The sequence below is a fragment of the Shewanella marisflavi genome, from assembly GCF_002215585.1.
Lineage (GTDB): Bacteria > Pseudomonadota > Gammaproteobacteria > Enterobacterales > Shewanellaceae > Shewanella > Shewanella marisflavi.
This window is the reverse complement of record NZ_CP022272.1, coordinates 1895121-1913971: the sequence shown is the minus strand read 5'-3', so window position 1 is coordinate 1913971 and position 18851 is coordinate 1895121. Positions and strand designations below refer to the sequence as shown.

The window sequence follows — 18851 nt, the reverse complement described above, 5'->3', positions numbered from 1 at the left end:
ACAGAGATCTCATTACTGAGTAAAATACACACTATATCAACAAGCTTGTGATGTAGATTGCAGTTAATGTCTGTTTTTAGCCCATGGCGGTCATAAAAGTATTAAATTCTACATATCATTAGGCTACACTGATGTGAAAAGCAGACTGTATGTAAAGTTTCTGTCAAAAAATAATTATATAGATGAGAGGATGCCATGCCTGTGACCATGAGTCAGGCGTTTATTGACAATTTCTTAGGAAATTCTCCTAAGTGGTTCAAAATCGCAATTTTATCGTTTTTAGTGATCAACCCGATAATCTTCTATCTCAATCCATTCGTTGCCGGATGGTTATTGGTAATAGAGTTTATTTTCACCCTAGCGATGGCGCTCAAATGCTACCCCCTACAACCAGGTGGTTTGCTGGCTATCGAGGCGGTGATCATTGGCATGACCTCACCTAGCCAGGTGCTTCATGAAATTGAGGCCAACCTTGAAGTCTTGTTACTGCTGATCTTTATGGTGGCAGGCATCTACTTCATGAAACAGCTGCTGCTGTTCGTGTTTACCAAGATGATCACCAAGATCCGCTCTAAGATAGTGGTCTCCTTGATGTTCTGTATCGCCTCGGCCTTCCTGTCGGCCTTCCTCGACGCCTTAACCGTGATCGCGGTTATCATCGCCGTCGCAGTGGGCTTCTACTCGATTTATCACAAGGTCGCTTCAGGTAAGAACTTTTCCGACGATCACGATCACACCTCAGATCAGCACGGTGAAGGCCATTCACTGTGTGAAAATGAACTCGAGGCGTTTCGTGGGTTCTTGCGTAACCTGCTGATGCATGCTGGTGTCGGTACTGCACTGGGTGGCGTTTGTACCATGGTCGGCGAACCACAAAACCTGATCATTGCCGCACAGGCCAACTGGCAGTTTGGTGAATTTGCCCTGCGTATGGGCCCTGTAACAATTCCAGTATTTTTTGCCGGTATCGCCACCTGTTTCCTGGTGGAGAAATTTAAGTGGTTTGGTTATGGCCAGCAACTGCCAGAAGCCGTACATAAGATACTCTCTGACTATGCCTCATATGAAGATGCCCGCCGCACAAAGCATGACAAAATTAAGCTTGTGGTCCAGGCCTTTGTTGGTGTTTGGCTCATCGTTGGCCTGGCGTTCCACCTGGCGTCAGTTGGCCTAATTGGTCTGTCAGTGATCATCTTAACCACTGCCTTTAACGGCGTCACCAACGAACATGCTCTGGGTAAAGCCTTCGAAGAGGCCCTGCCCTTCACCGCGCTACTGGCGGTATTCTTTGCTATCGTTGGCGTAATTATCGATCAACAACTGTTCGCCCCAGTGATCCAGTGGGCACTAAGTTACGAAGGTAACACTCAGCTGGTGATCTTCTACATCGCCAACGGTCTGCTCTCTATGGTGAGTGACAACGTATTTGTGGGCACTGTCTATATCAACGAGGTCAAGGCGGCGCTACTGGATGGTCAGATCACCCGCGATCAGTTCGATCTGCTGGCGGTGGCGATCAACACGGGTACCAACCTACCATCGGTTGCGACACCTAATGGTCAGGCGGCATTCCTCTTCCTACTGACATCGGCCATCGCACCTTTGATTAGACTCTCCTATGGCCGCATGGTTATGATGGCGCTGCCTTACACCATCGTACTGTCAATCGTAGGGATTCTTACCATTGAGACAGGGTTCCTCACGGAGATGACCCAATACTTCTACGATTCTCATATGTTGATCCATCATTCGGCAGCCGAAGCGGTTAAAGGCGCCGTCTCAGGGCACTAATTTGTTGATTGACTGAACTTATTTAGTTTCGTAAAGTCTTAAAAACGCCTCTAGCAGTTAGGGGCGTTTTTTTATAGGAGAATTTCGTTGAGCGCCCTGACCCGTTTTGCACAATCACTATTAGCATGGAGCACCTTGCTTGTTACGGCACTTATTCTTGAATGCTGTGCCCTCTTTTTCCAATATGTGATGAAACTTGACCCCTGTGTCATGTGTATCTACCAACGCGTTGCCGTCCTGGGATTACTGCTTGCCGGACTGCTTGGGGTTATCGGCCATCAATACCGTTTAATTCGCTTTATCGGGGTGCTAATTTGGGGCATTAGCAGTGCATGGGGATTAAAACTGGCGCTTGAGTTAGTGGAGATGCAGACTAACCCGTCGCCCTTCTCGACCTGCTCATTCCTTCCCGAGTTCCCGACCTGGATGCCGCTACACGAATGGTTACCTTCAGTCTTCCTGCCAACCGGCATGTGTACCGACATTCCGTGGGAGATGTTTGGCATCACCATGTCTCAATGGATGGTGGTCGCCTTCAGCACTTACCTGATAGCCTTGGTGGTGTTTATTATTCCGGCATTGATGCCAACGAAGAAGGCTTGATGTGCGCTCAAGGTATCGCTTTTTGAAAAACGCCCCTAGCGGGCGTTTTTTTTGTGGCCCTGCAATGGGCCCTCTAATTTGCTTAAGTAACGACAACCAACAAAGTCATTTATTAAGGGGGTCTTGAAGCGTACCTTCACAGCAACCTAACGCCTGCCCGGCGGGTGCTGTACATGGAAGTACCAATGTCGTGATCACATGGATGTGAAGGAACGACGTATGTGCAAGCACTCTTTTGGCACGCCGCAAGCACATCCGTGTGGGCTCTGCGAAATCATCCTTGATTTCGAAGGCCAAAAGCGTGCTTACACTCGTATCTATCATCTCTTCGATTTAGCAGCATTGGCGATGAAAAGAAGAAAGATAAGGAATTATGAGCTTACCAGACTGTGAATGGTGTGGCTAATGAAGCAATGACTTCTCAGCATCATCACTATGCCAAATGCTATTTAAGCTACATCGCCTGCTCTTGATTTCACAAAGAGTGACACCTTGTTGGCGCGCATTAACAAATACAATTAACAATGTCGTTTACACCTTAAATGAGCCTGATACTAACTGTACACAGAGCACCTCAGACTTGAATAGCGCCATCTTAGGGTTAACCGATAAATGTCTCTGCTTTAGCTTCCTGCGTCGCTCTACCTCCTAAATCCATTTAGTCGTAGTGCCCCTGATATTTTAAAGGATTGAAAAACGTCAGGCAGCGATAAGATCGCATTAAGAGAGCCTCTATATGTGTTTGCTGTAAACGATGATTTAACAGCTAACTGACAGACGAAGTAGGTGGATTTGTTGATTGATTTTTTATTTGGCTGCAAAAACAGCCAAATAGTTACGTTCGCCTATTGACTGGCGGGAGGCTCATATGTGTTAGGCAATTTCACTCTATATCCGATTTTTTTCAACCAACCTCCTGTAGTGTTCTCCCAATGCTGTAAGTCTGCACGACTTACTTTCCATAGCCGCATTCCACATGTGAGGAACATCGACGGGAATTAGCAAATTTAGGCGATTAAATCGCTGAAGAATTGCAAAAACACGATTATTTTCAGGATCTGGTGGTGGCATTCCAGAATCTCGGCCTTTCATTTCTGGCTCAAAGGTGGGGTCGAGTTGGAAAAAATATCCGGGAGTTGGGAAGAACTCGGTAATTCTTCGTAACTCATCTATCGCTATAGCAGGTGTTGATTTTCTCAAGGAAACAAATTGCCTAACATTTGTTTTAAATACTGGACGTTGTTCCCACGCCCCCAAAGACTGGTCAATGTGAGCATAGACACTACCTGGAGTAATATCGCCCGTAAGATTAGCGGCACTACCATTCAGAGCGTCTACGAGCAAGGTAGTAAAAACCCCTCGTCCATTTTCTTCCGTTGCGTACTGATCTTTAGTTGATGCCGTTAATACAGTAAGCCCCTCAGATAAGGATGCAAGTTGACCGGCATTTGGTGGCGTACCAGCAATTCCCGAGTGACAACTGTCAAGGATAATTATTTTATTCTTTGCCGGTGAATTATTCGCGAAAGTGAGTATTTCAGACAAAGATACACCTTCATCCCCTCGACTAGAATCCGTAGCCAACAAATAACCCCCTGTGGCTTCAATATGACCATGCCCAGCAAAGTAAAACAAAGCAATATCAGCATCTGTTTTAAATAGCTGATCAATTTGATCTTTTAATTCACCTCTATTGACTCGATCGGTCGGGCCTGTACCTGTCAGTAGACGACAATCAAAGTTTACTGCTCCACCATCGTGACGTTCTAGCACAGCTTTCACTTCATGGGCATCATTCACGCAACCATGCAATGAGCCACCATGCTCGTAGTAATTTATCCCAACAATAAGAGCGATACGCATTTGAATCACTCCTTATAAGCTGTCGATAAAATCTTCGATTGCTTTCCAAGTCCATACAACCGTCTTCACGCCTTGGACATTAGTTCTATCATCCGTATAGGCCCATATTCCTAAAACTTTCTTTCCCTCTTCCTTAGCACAAGCAATTTCCCACTTCTGACCACTTGAGGTTAGAGAGTTGCTACTAATCAAAGCAATCACTCCGTCAGACCGGCGAATGCGCGTTCTAACTTTATTTTTCCAGTCGGTGTCATATGCTTCTTTTACTGACATATCTATATATTCAAAAGGGGAATTTGTATTGAGTGATTGCCCCTTAAGAAAGTCCCTTTGCCTTTCATCTTCAATTGCAAACGCTACAAATATTGTTTTTTTAGTTGCCATTTTACTCTCCGTTGTAGTCTATGGTTGATTTTCGATTGGTTGCCTAACGCCCTGTTAAGGTGTGAGCAACGCAATGCCGAAGCTCCCGCATACCACCCTAAACACTAAAACCAACGCATAGTAAAAGTGCCACGCGTTGCGAATCACTCTTGAACAGTTTGTTAGTTTTTATTTTTGAGCAGGCTTTCCAATGATGTAATTTTTTGCTGAACATGATGAGTATTACAGCCACATCGAGTTAAAGCTTGTTCAATAACAATGAAACGATGCAGCGTTTCGCTGAGGAGATTTTCATACAGTTTGATATGTAACTTCGAAAACTTCAAACGCGCTTGTTTAAAGTTATGCCTCGCAGCTATCAAGTTTTCAGTATGTCTTTTTACTTCTCTGTCGTTTAAAGCTATCTCTTCTCGAACAATTTTGTTCATGTCATTAGAGTTACTTAAAACTGCGTAGAAGCCATCTGGGCAATACCTCATTTTATTGACTTGCCGATCTACGTTATAAAGGTCAAAGTATTTCGTAGCTTTTGCCAGCTTACATAAACGATTGTCAAATTTGCGGTCTTGCATGAGAGCTTGTGTGACATCATTGATAGTTTGTATTTCCACTCCCTCTTTTTTGTAAAGATCTCGAGCGTTATTTAACCACTTATATGTTTCCTGCAGATTTTCAATATTCGGATCTTTTCTATTGTAGATTTCTAAATCATCTTCTGTTGCTAGCCGCACACAATCAGCGACTTCAACCAACAGTTCAGAGCGATTCAAGTCTTCAGGAGTACAATAGTCTGGATTACTTACTAAATTAATACCCGACTTAGCATAACACTGAGCTACGAGCCTCGAACAAAACTGCTTTCTACTTTTTGATGCTTTCTCAGTTCTAGTTATAGATTTTGTTGCTTCTCTTTTCCCATATAGTGTGCCAACGAGGTAACTTGATTCCTTGCATATAGCCAGTTTAACGTCATCTGAAATAGCATCTTTTAGGCGCAATACTTTTAGGTCTTTTACATCATCAACCAAAATCCTTTGTGGATTCTTAGAGAAAACACCACCATCTGATGTTGCATGATTTAAAGAATGCCCGACATAAAGCATTGCATGAGAATAGCGACTATTTGTAGCTGCCTTTATCAAGTCACTAACCCATTTAGTGTTCCCTGACTCTAAAACAATATCTGCATGTTTGTAGTGGTCAACTAAAATTGGCCACGGTTTTGTATTCAAGCCAGTATCTTCGCTCTGACTCATTGGGTGTCAGCCCACCGTTATATTGATGTGGTCTCAGCTGACTGTAATACCCCGTCACATATCGCGAAATCTCACTCTTAGCCTCACCGATATCCCGATAGCCTGTCATCGGTATCCATTCTGTTTTTAAGCTTCTAAAGAAGCGCTCCATCGGGCTGTTGTCCCAGCAGTTTCCTCGTCGACTCATGCTCTGCTTAATCTGATAACGCCAGAGCTGTTGGCGGAAGCGGCGGCTGGTATAGTGGCTTCCTTGGTCACTATGGAACATTAGGTCTTTCGGCCTTCCTCGCGCCTCAAAGGCCATGGTTAGTGCCTTGCTTGTTAGCGCACTATCGGGCGAAAATGACATCGCCCACCCCACCGGTTTCCGTGCAAACAAGTCCAGAACAACGGCAAGGTAAGCCCATCGTTTGCCTGTCCACACATAGGTCACATCGCCACACCACACTTGATTGGGAGCCGTCACTGCAAACTGGCGGTCAAGGAGGTTAGGGATGGCGACATGCTCCTTGTCTGCCTTTTTGTAGCGATGTTGCGGCACCTGGCAGCTCACTAGCCCCAGCTTCTTCATCAGTCCTGTGGCACGATAGCGCGTCAACCTAACGCCAGCAGTCGTCACCATATCAGCCAGGGTTCTGGCACCCGCTGACCCATTGCTGGCTTCATAAGCCTCCCGCACCAAGCTGTGCAGTTTTACCCGCTGCGAGTCAATGGTGGTAGGTCTGCCTCGCCAATACTTGTAACTGCTGCGGTGAATACCAAATACTGAACAAATCCGTTTTACGCTATGGCTCTTCTTGAGTTTCTCGACTAACGAGAACTGTTCAGTGAGTCTGACATCAAGAGAGCCGTAGCCTTTTTCAAAATGGTGTTCTCTTCTTCAATGCGGCGGATTTTCTTCTCCAGCTCACGGATCCGCTGTTGTTCGGGGGTGAGCGGTGCGCCTTTGGGGGATATGCCTTGCTGCTCTTGTCGAAGCTGGTTTACCCATTTACGCATGGCTGAATTACTCACGCCCATCGCGCTTGCAGCCTCAGCTATGCTGTATCCCTGTTTCGTTACCAGCTGCGCAGCTTCTAATTTGAACTCTGCACTGAATGTCGGTCTTGTGTTCTTCATTTCTACCACCTTTTTTCCAGAAGTTAGTCTATCACTTCGTCTATTCAGGTGGCCAAATTCACTATGCCACTACAGTTCTAGTTTTTCAAGATCTAGTAAATATTTCATTTTATCCCGCTGATTAATAAAAACTAACAACTTATTAGTGAGATCTTGCAAGGTAAACTACCTTGTAAGGTAGGAGACCAAGCATGTAAATAAATGGAATCAGAGTTAACTTTTAAGGGATTTGATTGACGCATGGTGGTTGGCTTTTCCTTTCCCTGAATGGCGTGGTCGATGTTTGATTCGATTTGGCCTAGCTCTGTCCTTGATTGGTGATACTTTAATCTGTTTTGTTGCTGAGATTCAACATCTCATTTCACAATTTTGTGAAATTTTTCTTTAGGAATAATAGCTTGTATCAATGAGCAACAGACGAAGTTAAATCGAAGAGATGATAGATACGAGTGTAAGCACGCTTTTGGCCTTCGAAATCAGGGATGATTTCGCAGAGCCCACACGGACGTGCTTGCGGCGTGCCAAAAGAGTGCTTGTACCTACGTCGTTCCTTCACATCCATGTGATCATGACATTGGTACTTCCATGTACAGCACCCGCCGGGCAGGCGTTAGATAACCATGAAGTTATGCTTGTATGTCCCCCGCCAAATACCAAACTTAGCGAGACTCTCCTACCAAAACATCACCCGATACCAGCAAAGTTAAATCGAAGAGATGATAGATACGGGTGTAAGCACGCTTTTGGCTCTCGGCGGCATGGACGCCGCCGTGAAGCCTCCAGGGATGATGAGATGGACACCTCTTGTAAAGTCGGCGTCAAAAGCGCCATATTGAATTTGCGAGTTCAATATCAACAAAAGGTGTCCACTATGAAAGTTACTCTAATTGGTATCGATTTGGCAAAAAATGTCTTCCAAGTTTGTGGTGTGAATCAGGCTTGTAAATCTGTATTTAATCGTGCACTTCGTCGACATCAACTTATGGCGTTTTTAGCCCAATACCCTGATGCAATCATAGCTATGGAGGCTTGTAGCGGGTCAAATTACTGGGGAAGAAGCTTAAAAGCTCAAGGTTATCAAGTAAGGTTAATTCCCCCTCAGCATGTGAAGCCTTTTGTCAAAGGTAATAAAAACGACCGTAATGATGCCTTCGCTATTTGTGAAGCAGCGTATAGACCTAATATTCAATTTGTAGAGCCTAGAACGTTAGAGCAGGTTGATATGATGTTGGCGCATCGAATCAGAGAAAGGCAGGTCGATGCCAGAACAACATTGATTAATCAAATCAGAGGCCTGCTAAATGAGTATGGTATCGTTATTGCTCAAGGCAAAGAAAGCCTTAAAGCAGCATTACCTGACTTAATTGAAGATGCAGAAAATGAATTAACCGAAAGAGCTCGAGTCCACTTTACTCTGCTACACCAAGAGTGGAGCACGATTGATGAAGCCATAAAGTCATCAGAAAAGGATATCAAACAGCAGGCCCAGGCTTCCGAAGGAGCTAAACTACTAATGCAAATAAAGGGAATAGGAGAAATTACGGCAACAGCCGTAGTCTCGTTTGCAGGTAATGGTTCGTCCTACAAAAACGGTAGACATTTTTCAGCAAACATTGGCTTAGTGCCAAAAGAGCATTCAAGCGGTGGAAAGCAGAGTCTTGGCGGGATAACGAAGCGAGGTAACCGTTACCTCAGGAAGCTACTTATTCAATGTGCTTGGTCGATTATAAGACACTGTAAAACAGCGCAAGACAGGCTGTCTGTTTGGGTTAAAACGCTTATCGAACGGCGAGGCAGTCACAAGTCTGCAGTCGCACTGGCTAACAAGTTAGCAAGAATTGTTTGGGCTATTCTATTTAAGAAAACGGAGTTCAGAGCGGTTTGACCTGTAAGTAAAACAAACCATGTACTGCTAAAAAGTAATGTAACAACAGGTAATACCGGCCTCTACAACACCTGAGAGAGTCCATGAACCTAAGAGTTCGGAGGGACGGTTAAGGCGTAGAGGCGCGGTTCTCATTAAGGCCAGAGCCTCTAATTGCTCATAAACAGGTCGGATATACGGACGCAGTAATATCTTTTGTTACTAACAAATTAGCTATTGAATCTATCGAGGTGTCCATATATGGAACCTCGGCGTGCCAAAAGAGTGCTTGCACATCCCCCGCCGGCAGGCGTTAGATAACCATGAAGTTATGGTGTTAGATACTTTAGCAAACAATCAAGCCCAACAGGCACAGTAGCAGAGCTATCTCACAAGCGTATCTGCACGAAGAGCCTGCCGCAGGCAATAAGTAACATTAATAGCTAACGCTACAGCAAAGTGATTGCAGTCAAAGAAGACTAAAACCACTTTTCACTAGTTGAGTGAAGAACTAGTCGCAATCTTTGAGCGGCCATAACACAATATGGTCCTCAAGGTACCTGACCTTGTTCTCATTCACTACTTTGTCGCGGGTCGACATCCCCAGCTCGTGCATCTGCTGCTTGTCACCTGTGACCAGCGGGTGCCAGCTGGGGAGATCCCGGCCCTGATACAGGCGGCGATAGGCGCAGCTGTCGGGTAGCCAGGTAAGCTCGGCAATATTTTCCAGGGTGACCTTAGTGCAGCTGGGGACAAAATTAAATCGCTGCTCGTAGTGCATGCAATGGCACTCTTTATCATCGAGCAGCTTACAAGCGGCGTTGGTGTAATAGAGCTCATCGGTTTCATCATCGATGATCTTATTGAGGCAACACTTACCGCAGCCATCGCACAGCGATTCCCACTCCCGGGCATCCATCTGTGCGAGGGTTTTCTCTTTCCAAAATGACATGATAACAATTCTTTCAATGGCCAATTGCTTGGCAAAGGTGCTCGGCGCCACGATACTGAGGCGCCGCTGAGAGACTATTTTATCTCAGGGTATTTAATTCTTTCTGACAGATAGGTCACAGCTAGCGTGAGACGATCGGATGCCTGAGTCTTTCTGAGCACTCGGTAGTTGTCATAGACCAGATAACTGCGTCCACCCACACCGTCGGGCATAATCAGCGACACTTGCATATCCTTTCTCGATGGCAAATCTGAGCCATCAAATCGTCTTACCCCGAGCGCTTGCCATTGGGCAAAGCCCTTGTGTACCTCGAACCCGACCAGATCTTGCGGTAAGGCTTCTGGCGCCCTGACCTGACGGCCCCAGGTGCCATCATAATCCCAACCCAACTGTTTAAGGTAGTTTGCAGTGGTAGCAAAGGCGTCGGCAAGATCGTGCCAGATATCCACCTTGCCATCACCATTGCCATCACGACCATATTGCTTGAGCTGCGCTGGCGTAAAATGGGGGTACCCCATCAAACCTGAGGCGTCGCTCTTGAGGTCGTCAAAATTCAGACCGTCACGCTCCATCAGTTTAAGTGCGGCAATAAAGACCTGATCGCCGTCACTCATCTCCTGATGATAAGTGTTCGACGCGATCACCGTCAGCGCCGGATAATCGCTGGCATCGAACGCCGACGTGATGCCCCAATAGGCCAGCACAAATCTAGGCTGAACTTCAAACTCTTTACCGAGTCGATCGAATAAGGCTTTGTTGTCGCGATACAGGCCTCTTGCCTGCTCGACCAGCGTTTCGCTTACCCGGCTTGGCAGATAGGTATCTAAATTCTGTGGTGGCGTGTCCGCGCTCTGATTAACAACGGCCTTCTTAAACAGCTTAATCTGCTCGAAGACCTTGTCTATGGTGCTTTGGGATATACCCTGCTCGACTGCTTGCTGCTTTAACTCAGAAAGATAGGCATCATAACTGAGCGGCGCTTCTTCTGCCTGCAAAGGACTGAACAATATCAGGCCACTTGCAAGTATAGAACTTAGCAAAACATTCTTTAAAAACATGCACTTTCCTATAGGCGACTAATCTCTGCTATAACCTATCTCTTTTTTGTACTCTTCGAGTAGGTTAACCGGCGGTGGTGGTAATTGAAGATAATACCCCTTGTCGGCGAGTTCAACTTTTACTTTCTCAATGTCGGCAAGGGCCAACTGCGAACGCTTGTTCAAAGGCAGTATCATAACCAATTCTGGGGTGCCGAACATTTTCATTAACGGCTCAGGGACGCGCTCGAAATCGTTGCGTTTTTCCACAAAAAGATAGCAATCAGCTTTTATGCGACTCTTATATACAGCACAGATCATATAGGGTGAAATTTCCAGTCTATTCAACTTGCCAGCAAATTGCGCACACTATAACATGGTGCGCAAGGATTATAATAATATCTAACCGGCGTATGCCGGTTAATTTTATCAAGAGCAAGTTTAGGAATGCAGAAACCTAGCCTCGAATTAAAAGGCTCTTCATTTACGCTATCGGTACTGCATATTAATGATGCAGATCTCGACCGAGTCGCCAGCGAACTCGACGGCAAACTGGCCATTGCACCGCAGTTTTTTATCGGTGCTCCTTTGGTGGTCAACCTCAGCGCCATTTCCAATCCCGAGTACAACCTAGCGGGCCTTAAAGATCTGCTGATCTCCAGGCAACTGGTGATTGTTGGCATTACGGGCGCGCCTACGGCCATTGCCAACCAAGCCAAAGCCCTTGGTTTAGCCCTGATCAAATCGGGCAAGCAGAGCCAGACTCAGCCGCAATTGCCTAAAACCACCAAAATTGTGAAGCAAAATATTCGCTCGGGTCAGCAGGTTTACGCAAAAAATGGCGATCTCATCATCATCGGCGCTGTGGGCAATGGCGCAGAAGTGATTGCAGATGGCAGCATACACATATACGGTAGTCTTAGAGGCAAGGCCATGGCGGGTGCCAGTGGTGATAAGAATGCCGTGATCATTGCCCAAACCTTAGATGCAGAGCTTGTCTCCATTGCAGGGCAATATTGGTTAACCGAGAATCTTCAGGCACATGCCTCGATTAAAAGCGGTTGTATTCGGTTAGACGGTGACAGCCTTACCGTCGAAGCCCTATCGCTATAAAAATTGAAAAGGACAGAAACAAACATGGCACAAATTATTGTTGTCACCTCAGGAAAAGGTGGAGTGGGCAAAACCACTTCGAGTGCGGCCATCGCCACAGGTTTGGCGCTGAAGGGACATAAGACAGTCGTGGTCGATTTCGATATCGGTCTGCGTAACTTGGATCTCATCATGGGATGCGAGCGCCGCGTCGTCTACGATTTTGTTAACGTGATTAACGGCGAAGCCAATCTGAATCAGGCTTTGATCAAAGATAAGCGTACCAGCAACCTCTTTGTGCTACCCGCTTCCCAAACCCGAGACAAAGACGCGCTGACCAAAGAGGGCGTTGGACGGGTACTCGAGGATCTTAAGCAGGACTTCGAATATATCATCTGCGACTCACCGGCAGGTATTGAAACTGGCGCCATGATGGCGCTCTACTTTGCCGATACCGCAATTGTCACCACCAACCCAGAGGTCAGCTCGGTACGCGACTCTGACCGTATCTTAGGCATGTTGCAGAGCAAGTCTAAGCGCGCCGAAGAGGGACTTGAGCCGGTCAAGGAGTTACTACTGCTGACGCGCTACTCCCCTACCCGTGTCGCTACTGGTGAGATGCTTAGCGTTGCCGACGTAGAAGAGATCCTGGCCATTCCGTTACTTGGGGTGATCCCTGAGTCTCAAGCCGTGCTAAAAGCCTCTAACTCTGGTGTACCTGTGATCATCGACCAAGAAAGCGACGCCGGTAAGGCCTACAGTGATGCCGTAGCACGTTTAACGGGTGAAGACGTTGAGATGCGTTTTGTCACCGAAGAGAAAAAAGGATTCTTAAAAAGGATATTTGGTAGCTAATTATGTCTTTACTCGATTACTTCAGAGCGAAAAAAGAGCCAACAACTGCGGTGACCGCCAAGGAAAGATTGCAGATCATCGTCGCCCACCAGCGTGGCGAGCGCGATGCGCCTGATTATTTTCCTGCAATGAAGCAGGAGATCATCGAGGTGATCCGCAAGTATGTGCAGATAGACAGCGATCAGGTATCGGTACAGATAGATCAGAACGATGACAATCTGTCGGTGCTTGAGTTAAACGTCACCCTGCCAGAAAAGTAGGTCTTACACGCTTAAGCGCACAGTAAAAAGCCCTCTTAATGAGGGCTTTTTGTTTAGCTTAACTGGTTTAGCTTAGACGGTTTAGCTTAGCTGGTTTAGCAATCTACTTGGCTAAGCACGTCTTGTGTCAATGCGCCGCGCCATCCCTGAAGCACCAGCGGTAGGTCACCCTGGCCGTCATTCCAGCGCCATTGCAGATATTCATGAATGTGTCGCTTCGATCCCACCAGCTCCATTGGTACTTCATTGCTTTCTGCCACTTGCGTCAACGCATTCTTAATCGCCTTAAATGCCGATTTATAACCAGGCTTAAGGGCGATCACATCTATCGCTTCGGGCAGGTTATCCAGATCCGCTTTTGCCAACTCGGCAACTATCGCCTTAGCGTGCATACGCTTTTCCTGCTCGGTCAGTTCGGTCATTCTGAAGATCTCGCCGCTACTCTTTGGCTGTTTCTTTGCCAGTGCCAGCAAGGCATGATCTTTAATCACAAAGCCCAGAGCTAAGTCTCTGTCGAGGGCCTTTTGCAGGCGCCACTTGGCAAGTACCTTAAGGTAAGCCAGTTGCTTTGGCGTTAACTGGAAGGCATTTTTCACCTTAAGGTAGGCGCTGTCACCATCTGGGCTATCCAAACGCCCCTGGGTCATGCGCTCGCCCTCCTCAAATAGCCATTCGAGACGGCCGCTCTGCTCGAGTTTTTCTAACAGCTGAGGATAGAGCTGATACAGGTAATCCACATCATTGGCCGCATAATGTAGCTGGGCATCACTCAGCGGACGCTTCATCCAATCGGTGCGCGACTCGCCCTTATCCAGCTGTACACCCAGGCAGTGCTCCACCAATTTGGCATAGCCCATGCCATGGCCAAAGCCGCACAGCGCCGCAGCAATCTGACTATCAAATAAGCGCTTAGGCTGACAACGCCCGTAACGGGCCAGCACCTCGAGATCTTCGCTGCATGAGTGCAATACGGTCACCATATCGTCTCGCTCAAGCAGGGCCCAAAATGCAGAGAGATCGCTAACTGCTACCGGATCGATCAAGGCCAGGGTTTGCCCATCATATACTTGGATCAGCCCGAGCTTGGCATAATAGGTACGGGTTCGTACAAATTCGGTATCTAGCATCAGGACCTTGGCCTGACGATACTTGGCCACCAGCTCACTTAGGCTGGCATCATCCTCTACATATTGAAACGTCAAATCTCATCTCCAATGCGGTGTCTCGGTGAACACAAAAGCCGGCATAATGCCGGCTTTGAGTCACCCTACGCGGGGTATTACCTAATAACTTACGCGGATTTTGCTTCGTCGCGTAACTCGCGACGCAAGATCTTACCCACATTACTCTTAGGTAGCTCATCCCTAAATTCTACCAGCTTAGGAATTTTATATCCCGTCAAATGATGACGACAGTGCTTGATCACCTGCTCTTCGGTCAAAGATTTATCGTTAGCAACCACAAATACCTTCACCAACTCACCGCTGACCTCGTGAGGCACACCCACAGCAGCCACTTCGACCACCTTGGGATGCAGGGCGACAACCTCTTCAACCTCATTAGGGAAGACATTAAAGCCCGATACCAAGATCATATCTTTCTTGCGATCGACAATATAGAAAAAGCCCTGCTCATCCATATAGCCAATATCGCCAGTAGCCAGGTAGCCATCCTTGTCGATCACCTTGGCGGTCTCTTCAGGGCGCTGCCAGTAACCTTTCATCACCTGCGGCCCCTTGGCAAAGAGCTCGCCAGTCTCACCTTGAGGCAGCACATTGCCCTCCTCGTCGCGAACCTGCATATCTGTGTTGGCTACCGGGAAGCCGATTGAACCGTTATAGCCTTCCAAGTTATAAGGGCAGCAGGTCAGCAGCGGCGACGCCTCAGTCAGGCCATAACCTTCCAGCAGACGCGTCTTAGTGATCCCTTGCCACTTATCGGCTACGGCGCGCTGCACCGCCATGCCACCACCGATAGACAATTTCAGATTGGAGAAATCCAGAGTCTTAAACTCTTCCGAACTCACCAAGGCGTTAAACAGGGTATTAACCCCTGTCAGTGCAGTAAAAGGATGTTTCTTCAGCTCAGACACAAACGCAGGGATATCCCTAGGGTTAGTGATCAGCAGGTTGTTGGCACCTTTATGAAGGAAGAGCAAACAGTTCACCGTCAACGCGAAGATGTGATAGAGCGGCAGCGCAGTCACCACAAACTCTTTGCCGTTTTCCAGCAAAGGTGAATAGGACGCATCGGCCTGAAGCAGGTTGCTGACAATATTGCCGTGGGTCAACATAGCGCCCTTAGAGACTCCTGTGGTACCGCCTGTGTATTGTAAAAATGCAATATCATCACTCTTAGTGGTCGGTTTGACATACTGCAAACGGCGTCCTTTAGAGAGTGATTGGCGCATAGAGATAGCATGGGGCAGATGATATTTAGGTACCATCTTCTTGATGTACTTCACCACAAAGTTCACCAAGGTGCGTTTTGGCGCGCTCAAGAGATCCCCAAGACCGGTCAAAATAACACTCTTAACCGGCGTTTGGTCTACCACCTGCTCAAGGGTATTGGCAAAATTAGAGACCACAACGATGGCCTTTGCACCCGAGTCATTCAACTGATGCTTTAGCTCACGCGGGGTATAAAGAGGGTTTACGTTAACCACCACCAAGCCTGCACGCAACACACCAAACAGTGCGATAGGATACTGCAGCAGATTAGGCATCATGATCGCCACGCGATCGCCCTTCTCCAGCTTAAGTTCATTTTGCAGATAGGCGGCAAAGGCGCGACTACGTTCTTCAAGTTTACGATAGGTCAGCGTTGCTCCCATGTTCACAAAGGCGGGCTGATCGGCATACTGAGCGACCGAGCGCTCAAACAGGTCGATAAGCGAGCTATATTGCTGCGCATCTATAATGGCGGGCACATCATCGGGTAAATTTTTCGTCCAAAGCTGTTCCACGAGTCTCTCCTAAATCCCCAGGCAGAGTTAGGGTGAATGAATTCATTCACCTAAGGTTTCAAATATAGAAACTAAACACTGACTTATAAATATTGTTGGTACGCCCAAAAAATCATACGGGCGTTTTAATTTTGAACATCATCACACAATTAGAGTAAAAATCCTAGTGTAATTTTACCATCTATTGCTAAGGGGCTGTCACCCTAAAAATGCCTTAATTTCGGCTGCAACCTCTGTGCTGTTGCCCATATGGAGATGGTGGTCACCTTCGAGTTCCACCAGAGTGAGATTTTGATACCAAGAATGAGCCGCTTCAGCCACGCCATCCCCCAGGGGATAGCCTTTACTGGCGCGTATCGCCAGTGCCTTAGCGTTATGCCCTTGCATCAAACCGCTGACATGATCGAAATTGAGCCGCATGGGGGAATCAAGTTTTAACCTGGGATCGCTACGCCAAAAATACTTGCCCCCTAGGCTTTGTAAGTTGCGCTCAAGGATCAGCTGGCACCAAGACGAATCAAGCCCGGTTAATTTCTCTCTGGCCCTAACGGCCGCCTCAAAAATAACGGGTTTAGGCGCAGAGGCTATGGTCGATGCTCTTTGATGGGCCGCAAAGCTGCGCCTTAAGCGTAAACGGCTTTTATCTGAACTTTCATAAAGGGGTGCCAGGGCCTCAATAAATACCCAATGTGCCGCCTTCTCACCGAAAGCAGCGCTATAGGCCGACGCCACTATGCCCCCCAAGGAGTGCCCTATCACCCCATGCAGAGGCTGATGACGACTAATAGCGTCGATAAGCTGCTCGAGATCATAAAGGTAATCTATCCAGTGCAGCGGATAGCCGCCGGGTCTGTGCTGCGAGGTTCCATGCCCGGGCCAATCGATTGCCAGCAAGCGATACTCGCTCAGCTTCTCGGCTAAGGGCACGAAGCTGTTGGCGTTATCAAGCCAGCCATGAAGGGCCAACAACAAGGGCTTGTCTGGCTCGCCCCATAATCGCCCACCCAGGCGAATATGGGGCAGCTGAAGACTCACCTCATTGCCCTGACCACAGGGTCTGCATAACGCGGCTAAGCTATCATTCATTATTTTGGCTTTTTAATAAATTTCAGCGTCATGCGATCGCTCTCGCCCATCGCCAGATATTTATCTTTATCCTGCTCGCCCAGACGTAGACTCGGCGGCAGGGTCCAGACGCCCTTAGGATGATCTTTGGTGTCCTTGGCATTGGCATTGATTTCACTCGCGGCCACCAGGGTAAAGCCTGCCTTTTCGGCGAGTGCGATCACCTCATCCTGCACCATGTACCCAGAACTTAAATCCATACCAGGGTTTGCTCTGTGCTCCACCACGCCAAAGGTACCACCTGGCTTCAAGACCTGGTAAGCCGAATCGAACACCTGTTCCAGCACGCCAGCCTTGGCCCAGTTATGCAGGTTTCTGAAGGTCAACACGGCATCGGCGCTATTAGCAGCACCCAACTCGCTTAAACGCGGCGGTTCAAAGCTCAAGCTTGACGCCTTGCCCAAAGTGTCACTGTGAGTTTGCAGCCAGGCATCCAGGGCTTTGCCAAGACGAATACGATAGGCGGGGCTTTCAACCTCGGCAGGCGGGTTCGCATCAAAATTGGCGGCAACATAATGCCCCTCTTTGGCAAGATAAGGTGCCAAGATCTCGGCATACCAACGTCCGCCGGGCCAAAGTTCAACCACAGTATCAGTCGGCTTAATGCCAAAGAAACTTAAGGTCTCTGCTGGGTGACGATACTTGTCACGCTCAAGATTTGCGGGCTCTCGTAGCGGATTACTCAAGGCATCGGTGATCTGCTGATTCACCAGATGAGACTGAGTAGGCTGTGATTGCTGAGGCTGTTCTGTGTGCGCCAGGCTGGTTGCAGGCAGGCCTATGGCTAAGGCGATAGATACGGCTAAGGTAAAGGTTTTCATCTTCTCTCTTCCTGAATAAGGTAAGGCTAAAGCACCTAAGCTATCAGCCAAGCCACTAAAATAAAACCTAATATACAGTCAGTTACACTTTTTGTTCGCGCTTAGCATTAGCCTGTTCGACTCGGCGCCAACAGATCCACAACATAGCCAAACTCGATAACAACCAGATCCCCACCCAGATCCAAGCGGGGATCCAGGTTTGCTGGGCCAACATGGCCGCATCGCCGCGACCCGGCATACCCAGCAAGACGGTGGGGCTGGCCAATGCATTGAGCATGATCATCAAGGCCATCACACGTAAGCTAAAGGTGAGAATCGGACTTTGGCTCAGTTTGAGTGGCAAGAAAAACAGTAGCGACAGCACAAACAATATAAAGATGGTTAACAGATCTCGCCCCCAAAAGAGTATGCTGAGCGCCACCATTAAACCGAGAAAACTAAAGCTGAGACGTATGCCACGGGCCCAGGTCGCCAGATGAAAGATAAGCAAGCCCCAAAGCGAGGCGCCGAAATAACCGGCAAAGCCGATCAGCACAGGCCAACCCCCTTGGCTGACACATAAGCCCGCGCCATTGGGATAGAGCTCAATATGACTCACCAAGCCGCCAGACAAAAGCGTAGCCAGTGCATGGGACGCCTCATGAAAATAGCTCTCGAGCCATTTAAAAGGCACACTCAAATAGGGAATTCGCGTCAACGCCAATGCGAGCAACAGCTCAATCATAAACAGACTACGGCTGGGCACTCCGGCCTTGGATGCTGGGGAGCTAATAGAAAAACCCATAGTGGATAACCCGTCCTTTTGGTTGGTCGCGTGTCACGTCACTCTGCAACGTGGCGAGAAACAGCGCCTGGCGATCTCCG

Annotated in this window: 18 protein-coding genes; 6 read left to right on the top strand and 12 right to left on the bottom strand. The window is 47.7% G+C overall.

The window, feature by feature from the left end:
* Positions 1–195 precede the first annotated feature (195 nt).
* Positions 196–1791: a sodium/proton antiporter NhaB gene (gene nhaB / locus CFF01_RS08355; RefSeq protein WP_088904495.1), complete on the top strand. Its 1596-nt coding sequence runs from the start codon at positions 196–198 to the stop codon at positions 1789–1791.
* Positions 1792–1878: 87 nt separating this feature from the next.
* The gene (gene dsbB / locus CFF01_RS08350; RefSeq protein ID WP_088904494.1) at positions 1879–2394 is read left to right on the top strand and encodes a disulfide bond formation protein DsbB; all 516 of its coding nucleotides are present in this window, start codon (positions 1879–1881) and stop codon (positions 2392–2394) included.
* An 888-nt stretch (positions 2395–3282) separates the two neighbouring features.
* On the opposite strand, the gene CFF01_RS08345 is transcribed toward dsbB, so the two are convergent.
* From CFF01_RS08345 to CFF01_RS08325, 4 genes are all read right to left on the bottom strand, one after another.
* Positions 3283–4257, bottom strand: coding sequence for a caspase family protein (locus CFF01_RS08345; protein ID WP_088904493.1), 975 nt, complete (start codon positions 4255–4257; stop codon positions 3283–3285).
* A 12-nt stretch (positions 4258–4269) separates the two neighbouring features.
* Positions 4270–4641 (bottom strand): TIR domain-containing protein, encoded by a 372-nt coding sequence (locus CFF01_RS08340; RefSeq protein WP_088904492.1) that lies wholly within the window; start codon positions 4639–4641, stop codon positions 4270–4272.
* A gap of 161 nt (positions 4642–4802) precedes the next feature.
* Entirely contained in the window at positions 4803–5897 is a 1095-nt protein-coding gene (locus CFF01_RS08330) for a YiiX/YebB-like N1pC/P60 family cysteine hydrolase (protein ID WP_088904490.1), read from the bottom strand.
* Positions 5842–7016 (bottom strand): IS3 family transposase gene (locus CFF01_RS08325; RefSeq protein WP_088903906.1). Its coding sequence is split into 2 segments (ribosomal slippage): positions 5842–6758 and positions 6758–7016, totalling 1176 coding nucleotides; the frame shifts between segments, so codons are not numbered across the junction. Before CFF01_RS08325 ends, CFF01_RS08330 begins: the two co-directional genes overlap by 56 nt.
* 871 nt (positions 7017–7887) lie before the next feature.
* On the opposite strand from CFF01_RS08325, the gene CFF01_RS08320 reads away from it, so the two are divergent.
* Positions 7888–8901, top strand: coding sequence for an IS110 family RNA-guided transposase (locus tag CFF01_RS08320; RefSeq protein ID WP_088905909.1), 1014 nt, complete (start codon positions 7888–7890; stop codon positions 8899–8901).
* Positions 8902–9391: 490 nt separating this feature from the next.
* Here the strand turns inward: CFF01_RS08320 and CFF01_RS08315 are convergent, their stop codons facing one another.
* The 3 genes from CFF01_RS08315 to CFF01_RS08305 form a co-directional block, all read right to left on the bottom strand.
* Complete coding sequence (locus tag CFF01_RS08315; protein WP_088904489.1) at positions 9392–9832, bottom strand: YcgN family cysteine cluster protein; 441 nt, start codon at positions 9830–9832, stop codon at positions 9392–9394.
* Positions 9833–9906: 74 nt separating this feature from the next.
* The gene (locus CFF01_RS08310) at positions 9907–10872 is read right to left on the bottom strand and encodes a lytic murein transglycosylase (RefSeq protein WP_157704971.1); all 966 of its coding nucleotides are present in this window, start codon (positions 10870–10872) and stop codon (positions 9907–9909) included.
* A 36-nt stretch (positions 10873–10908) separates the two neighbouring features.
* Complete coding sequence (locus CFF01_RS08305) at positions 10909–11190, bottom strand: YcgL domain-containing protein (RefSeq protein ID WP_033539264.1); 282 nt, start codon at positions 11188–11190, stop codon at positions 10909–10911.
* A 126-nt stretch (positions 11191–11316) separates the two neighbouring features.
* Here CFF01_RS08305 and minC point away from each other — a divergent pair, with 126 nt between their 5' ends.
* From minC to minE, 3 genes are read left to right on the top strand one after another with little or no spacing between them, the layout of a single operon-like run.
* Positions 11317–11982 carry a septum site-determining protein MinC gene (gene minC / locus CFF01_RS08300; protein WP_033539263.1) on the top strand — a complete coding sequence of 222 codons (666 nt, stop codon included), beginning with the start codon at positions 11317–11319 and terminating at the stop codon, positions 11980–11982.
* A gap of 24 nt (positions 11983–12006) precedes the next feature.
* Positions 12007–12816 carry a septum site-determining protein MinD gene (minD, locus tag CFF01_RS08295; RefSeq protein WP_088904487.1) on the top strand — a complete coding sequence of 270 codons (810 nt, stop codon included), beginning with the start codon at positions 12007–12009 and terminating at the stop codon, positions 12814–12816.
* 2 nt (positions 12817–12818) lie between these two features.
* A complete protein-coding gene (minE, locus tag CFF01_RS08290; RefSeq protein WP_033539261.1) occupies positions 12819–13076 on the top strand; it encodes a cell division topological specificity factor MinE in 258 nt (85 codons plus the stop codon).
* A gap of 95 nt (positions 13077–13171) precedes the next feature.
* Here the strand turns inward: minE and rnd are convergent, their stop codons facing one another.
* The 5 genes from rnd to CFF01_RS08265 form a co-directional block, all read right to left on the bottom strand.
* The gene (gene rnd / locus CFF01_RS08285; RefSeq protein ID WP_088904486.1) at positions 13172–14278 is read right to left on the bottom strand and encodes a ribonuclease D; all 1107 of its coding nucleotides are present in this window, start codon (positions 14276–14278) and stop codon (positions 13172–13174) included.
* An 89-nt stretch (positions 14279–14367) separates the two neighbouring features.
* Positions 14368–16041 carry a long-chain-fatty-acid--CoA ligase FadD gene (gene fadD, locus CFF01_RS08280; RefSeq protein ID WP_033539259.1) on the bottom strand — a complete coding sequence of 558 codons (1674 nt, stop codon included), beginning with the start codon at positions 16039–16041 and terminating at the stop codon, positions 14368–14370.
* Positions 16042–16239: 198 nt separating this feature from the next.
* Complete coding sequence (locus CFF01_RS08275; RefSeq protein ID WP_088904485.1) at positions 16240–17127, bottom strand: alpha/beta fold hydrolase; 888 nt, start codon at positions 17125–17127, stop codon at positions 16240–16242.
* Positions 17127–17987, bottom strand: coding sequence for a class I SAM-dependent methyltransferase (locus CFF01_RS08270; RefSeq protein ID WP_088904484.1), 861 nt, complete (start codon positions 17985–17987; stop codon positions 17127–17129). Before CFF01_RS08270 ends, CFF01_RS08275 begins: the two co-directional genes overlap by 1 nt.
* A gap of 82 nt (positions 17988–18069) precedes the next feature.
* Positions 18070–18771, bottom strand: a complete 702-nt coding sequence (locus CFF01_RS08265) for a M50 family metallopeptidase (protein WP_088904483.1) — start codon at positions 18769–18771, stop codon at positions 18070–18072.
* Positions 18772–18851: the final 80 nt, after the last annotated feature.

Excerpts from the sequence above, each read along its gene's own strand:
- CFF01_RS08305 (WP_033539264.1), bottom strand. The coding sequence starts at position 11,190 with ATGATCTGTGCTGTATATAAGAGTCGCATAAAAGCTGATTGCTATCTT.
- minC (WP_033539263.1), top strand. The coding sequence starts at position 11,317 with ATGCAGAAACCTAGCCTCGAATTAAAAGGCTCTTCATTTACGCTATCG.
- CFF01_RS08345 (WP_088904493.1), bottom strand. The coding sequence starts at position 4,257 with ATGCGTATCGCTCTTATTGTTGGGATAAATTACTACGAGCATGGTGGC.
- minE (WP_033539261.1), top strand. The coding sequence starts at position 12,819 with ATGTCTTTACTCGATTACTTCAGAGCGAAAAAAGAGCCAACAACTGCG.
- CFF01_RS08340 (WP_088904492.1), bottom strand. The coding sequence starts at position 4,641 with ATGGCAACTAAAAAAACAATATTTGTAGCGTTTGCAATTGAAGATGAA.
- minD (WP_088904487.1), top strand. The coding sequence starts at position 12,007 with ATGGCACAAATTATTGTTGTCACCTCAGGAAAAGGTGGAGTGGGCAAA.
- CFF01_RS08315 (WP_088904489.1), bottom strand. The coding sequence starts at position 9,832 with ATGTCATTTTGGAAAGAGAAAACCCTCGCACAGATGGATGCCCGGGAG.
- CFF01_RS08275 (WP_088904485.1), bottom strand. The coding sequence starts at position 17,127 with ATGAATGATAGCTTAGCCGCGTTATGCAGACCCTGTGGTCAGGGCAAT.
- CFF01_RS08330 (WP_088904490.1), bottom strand. The coding sequence starts at position 5,897 with ATGAGTCAGAGCGAAGATACTGGCTTGAATACAAAACCGTGGCCAATT.
- CFF01_RS08270 (WP_088904484.1), bottom strand. The coding sequence starts at position 17,987 with ATGAAAACCTTTACCTTAGCCGTATCTATCGCCTTAGCCATAGGCCTG.
- CFF01_RS08265 (WP_088904483.1), bottom strand. The coding sequence starts at position 18,771 with ATGGGTTTTTCTATTAGCTCCCCAGCATCCAAGGCCGGAGTGCCCAGC.
- CFF01_RS08320 (WP_088905909.1), top strand. The coding sequence starts at position 7,888 with ATGAAAGTTACTCTAATTGGTATCGATTTGGCAAAAAATGTCTTCCAA.
- nhaB (WP_088904495.1), top strand. The coding sequence starts at position 196 with ATGCCTGTGACCATGAGTCAGGCGTTTATTGACAATTTCTTAGGAAAT.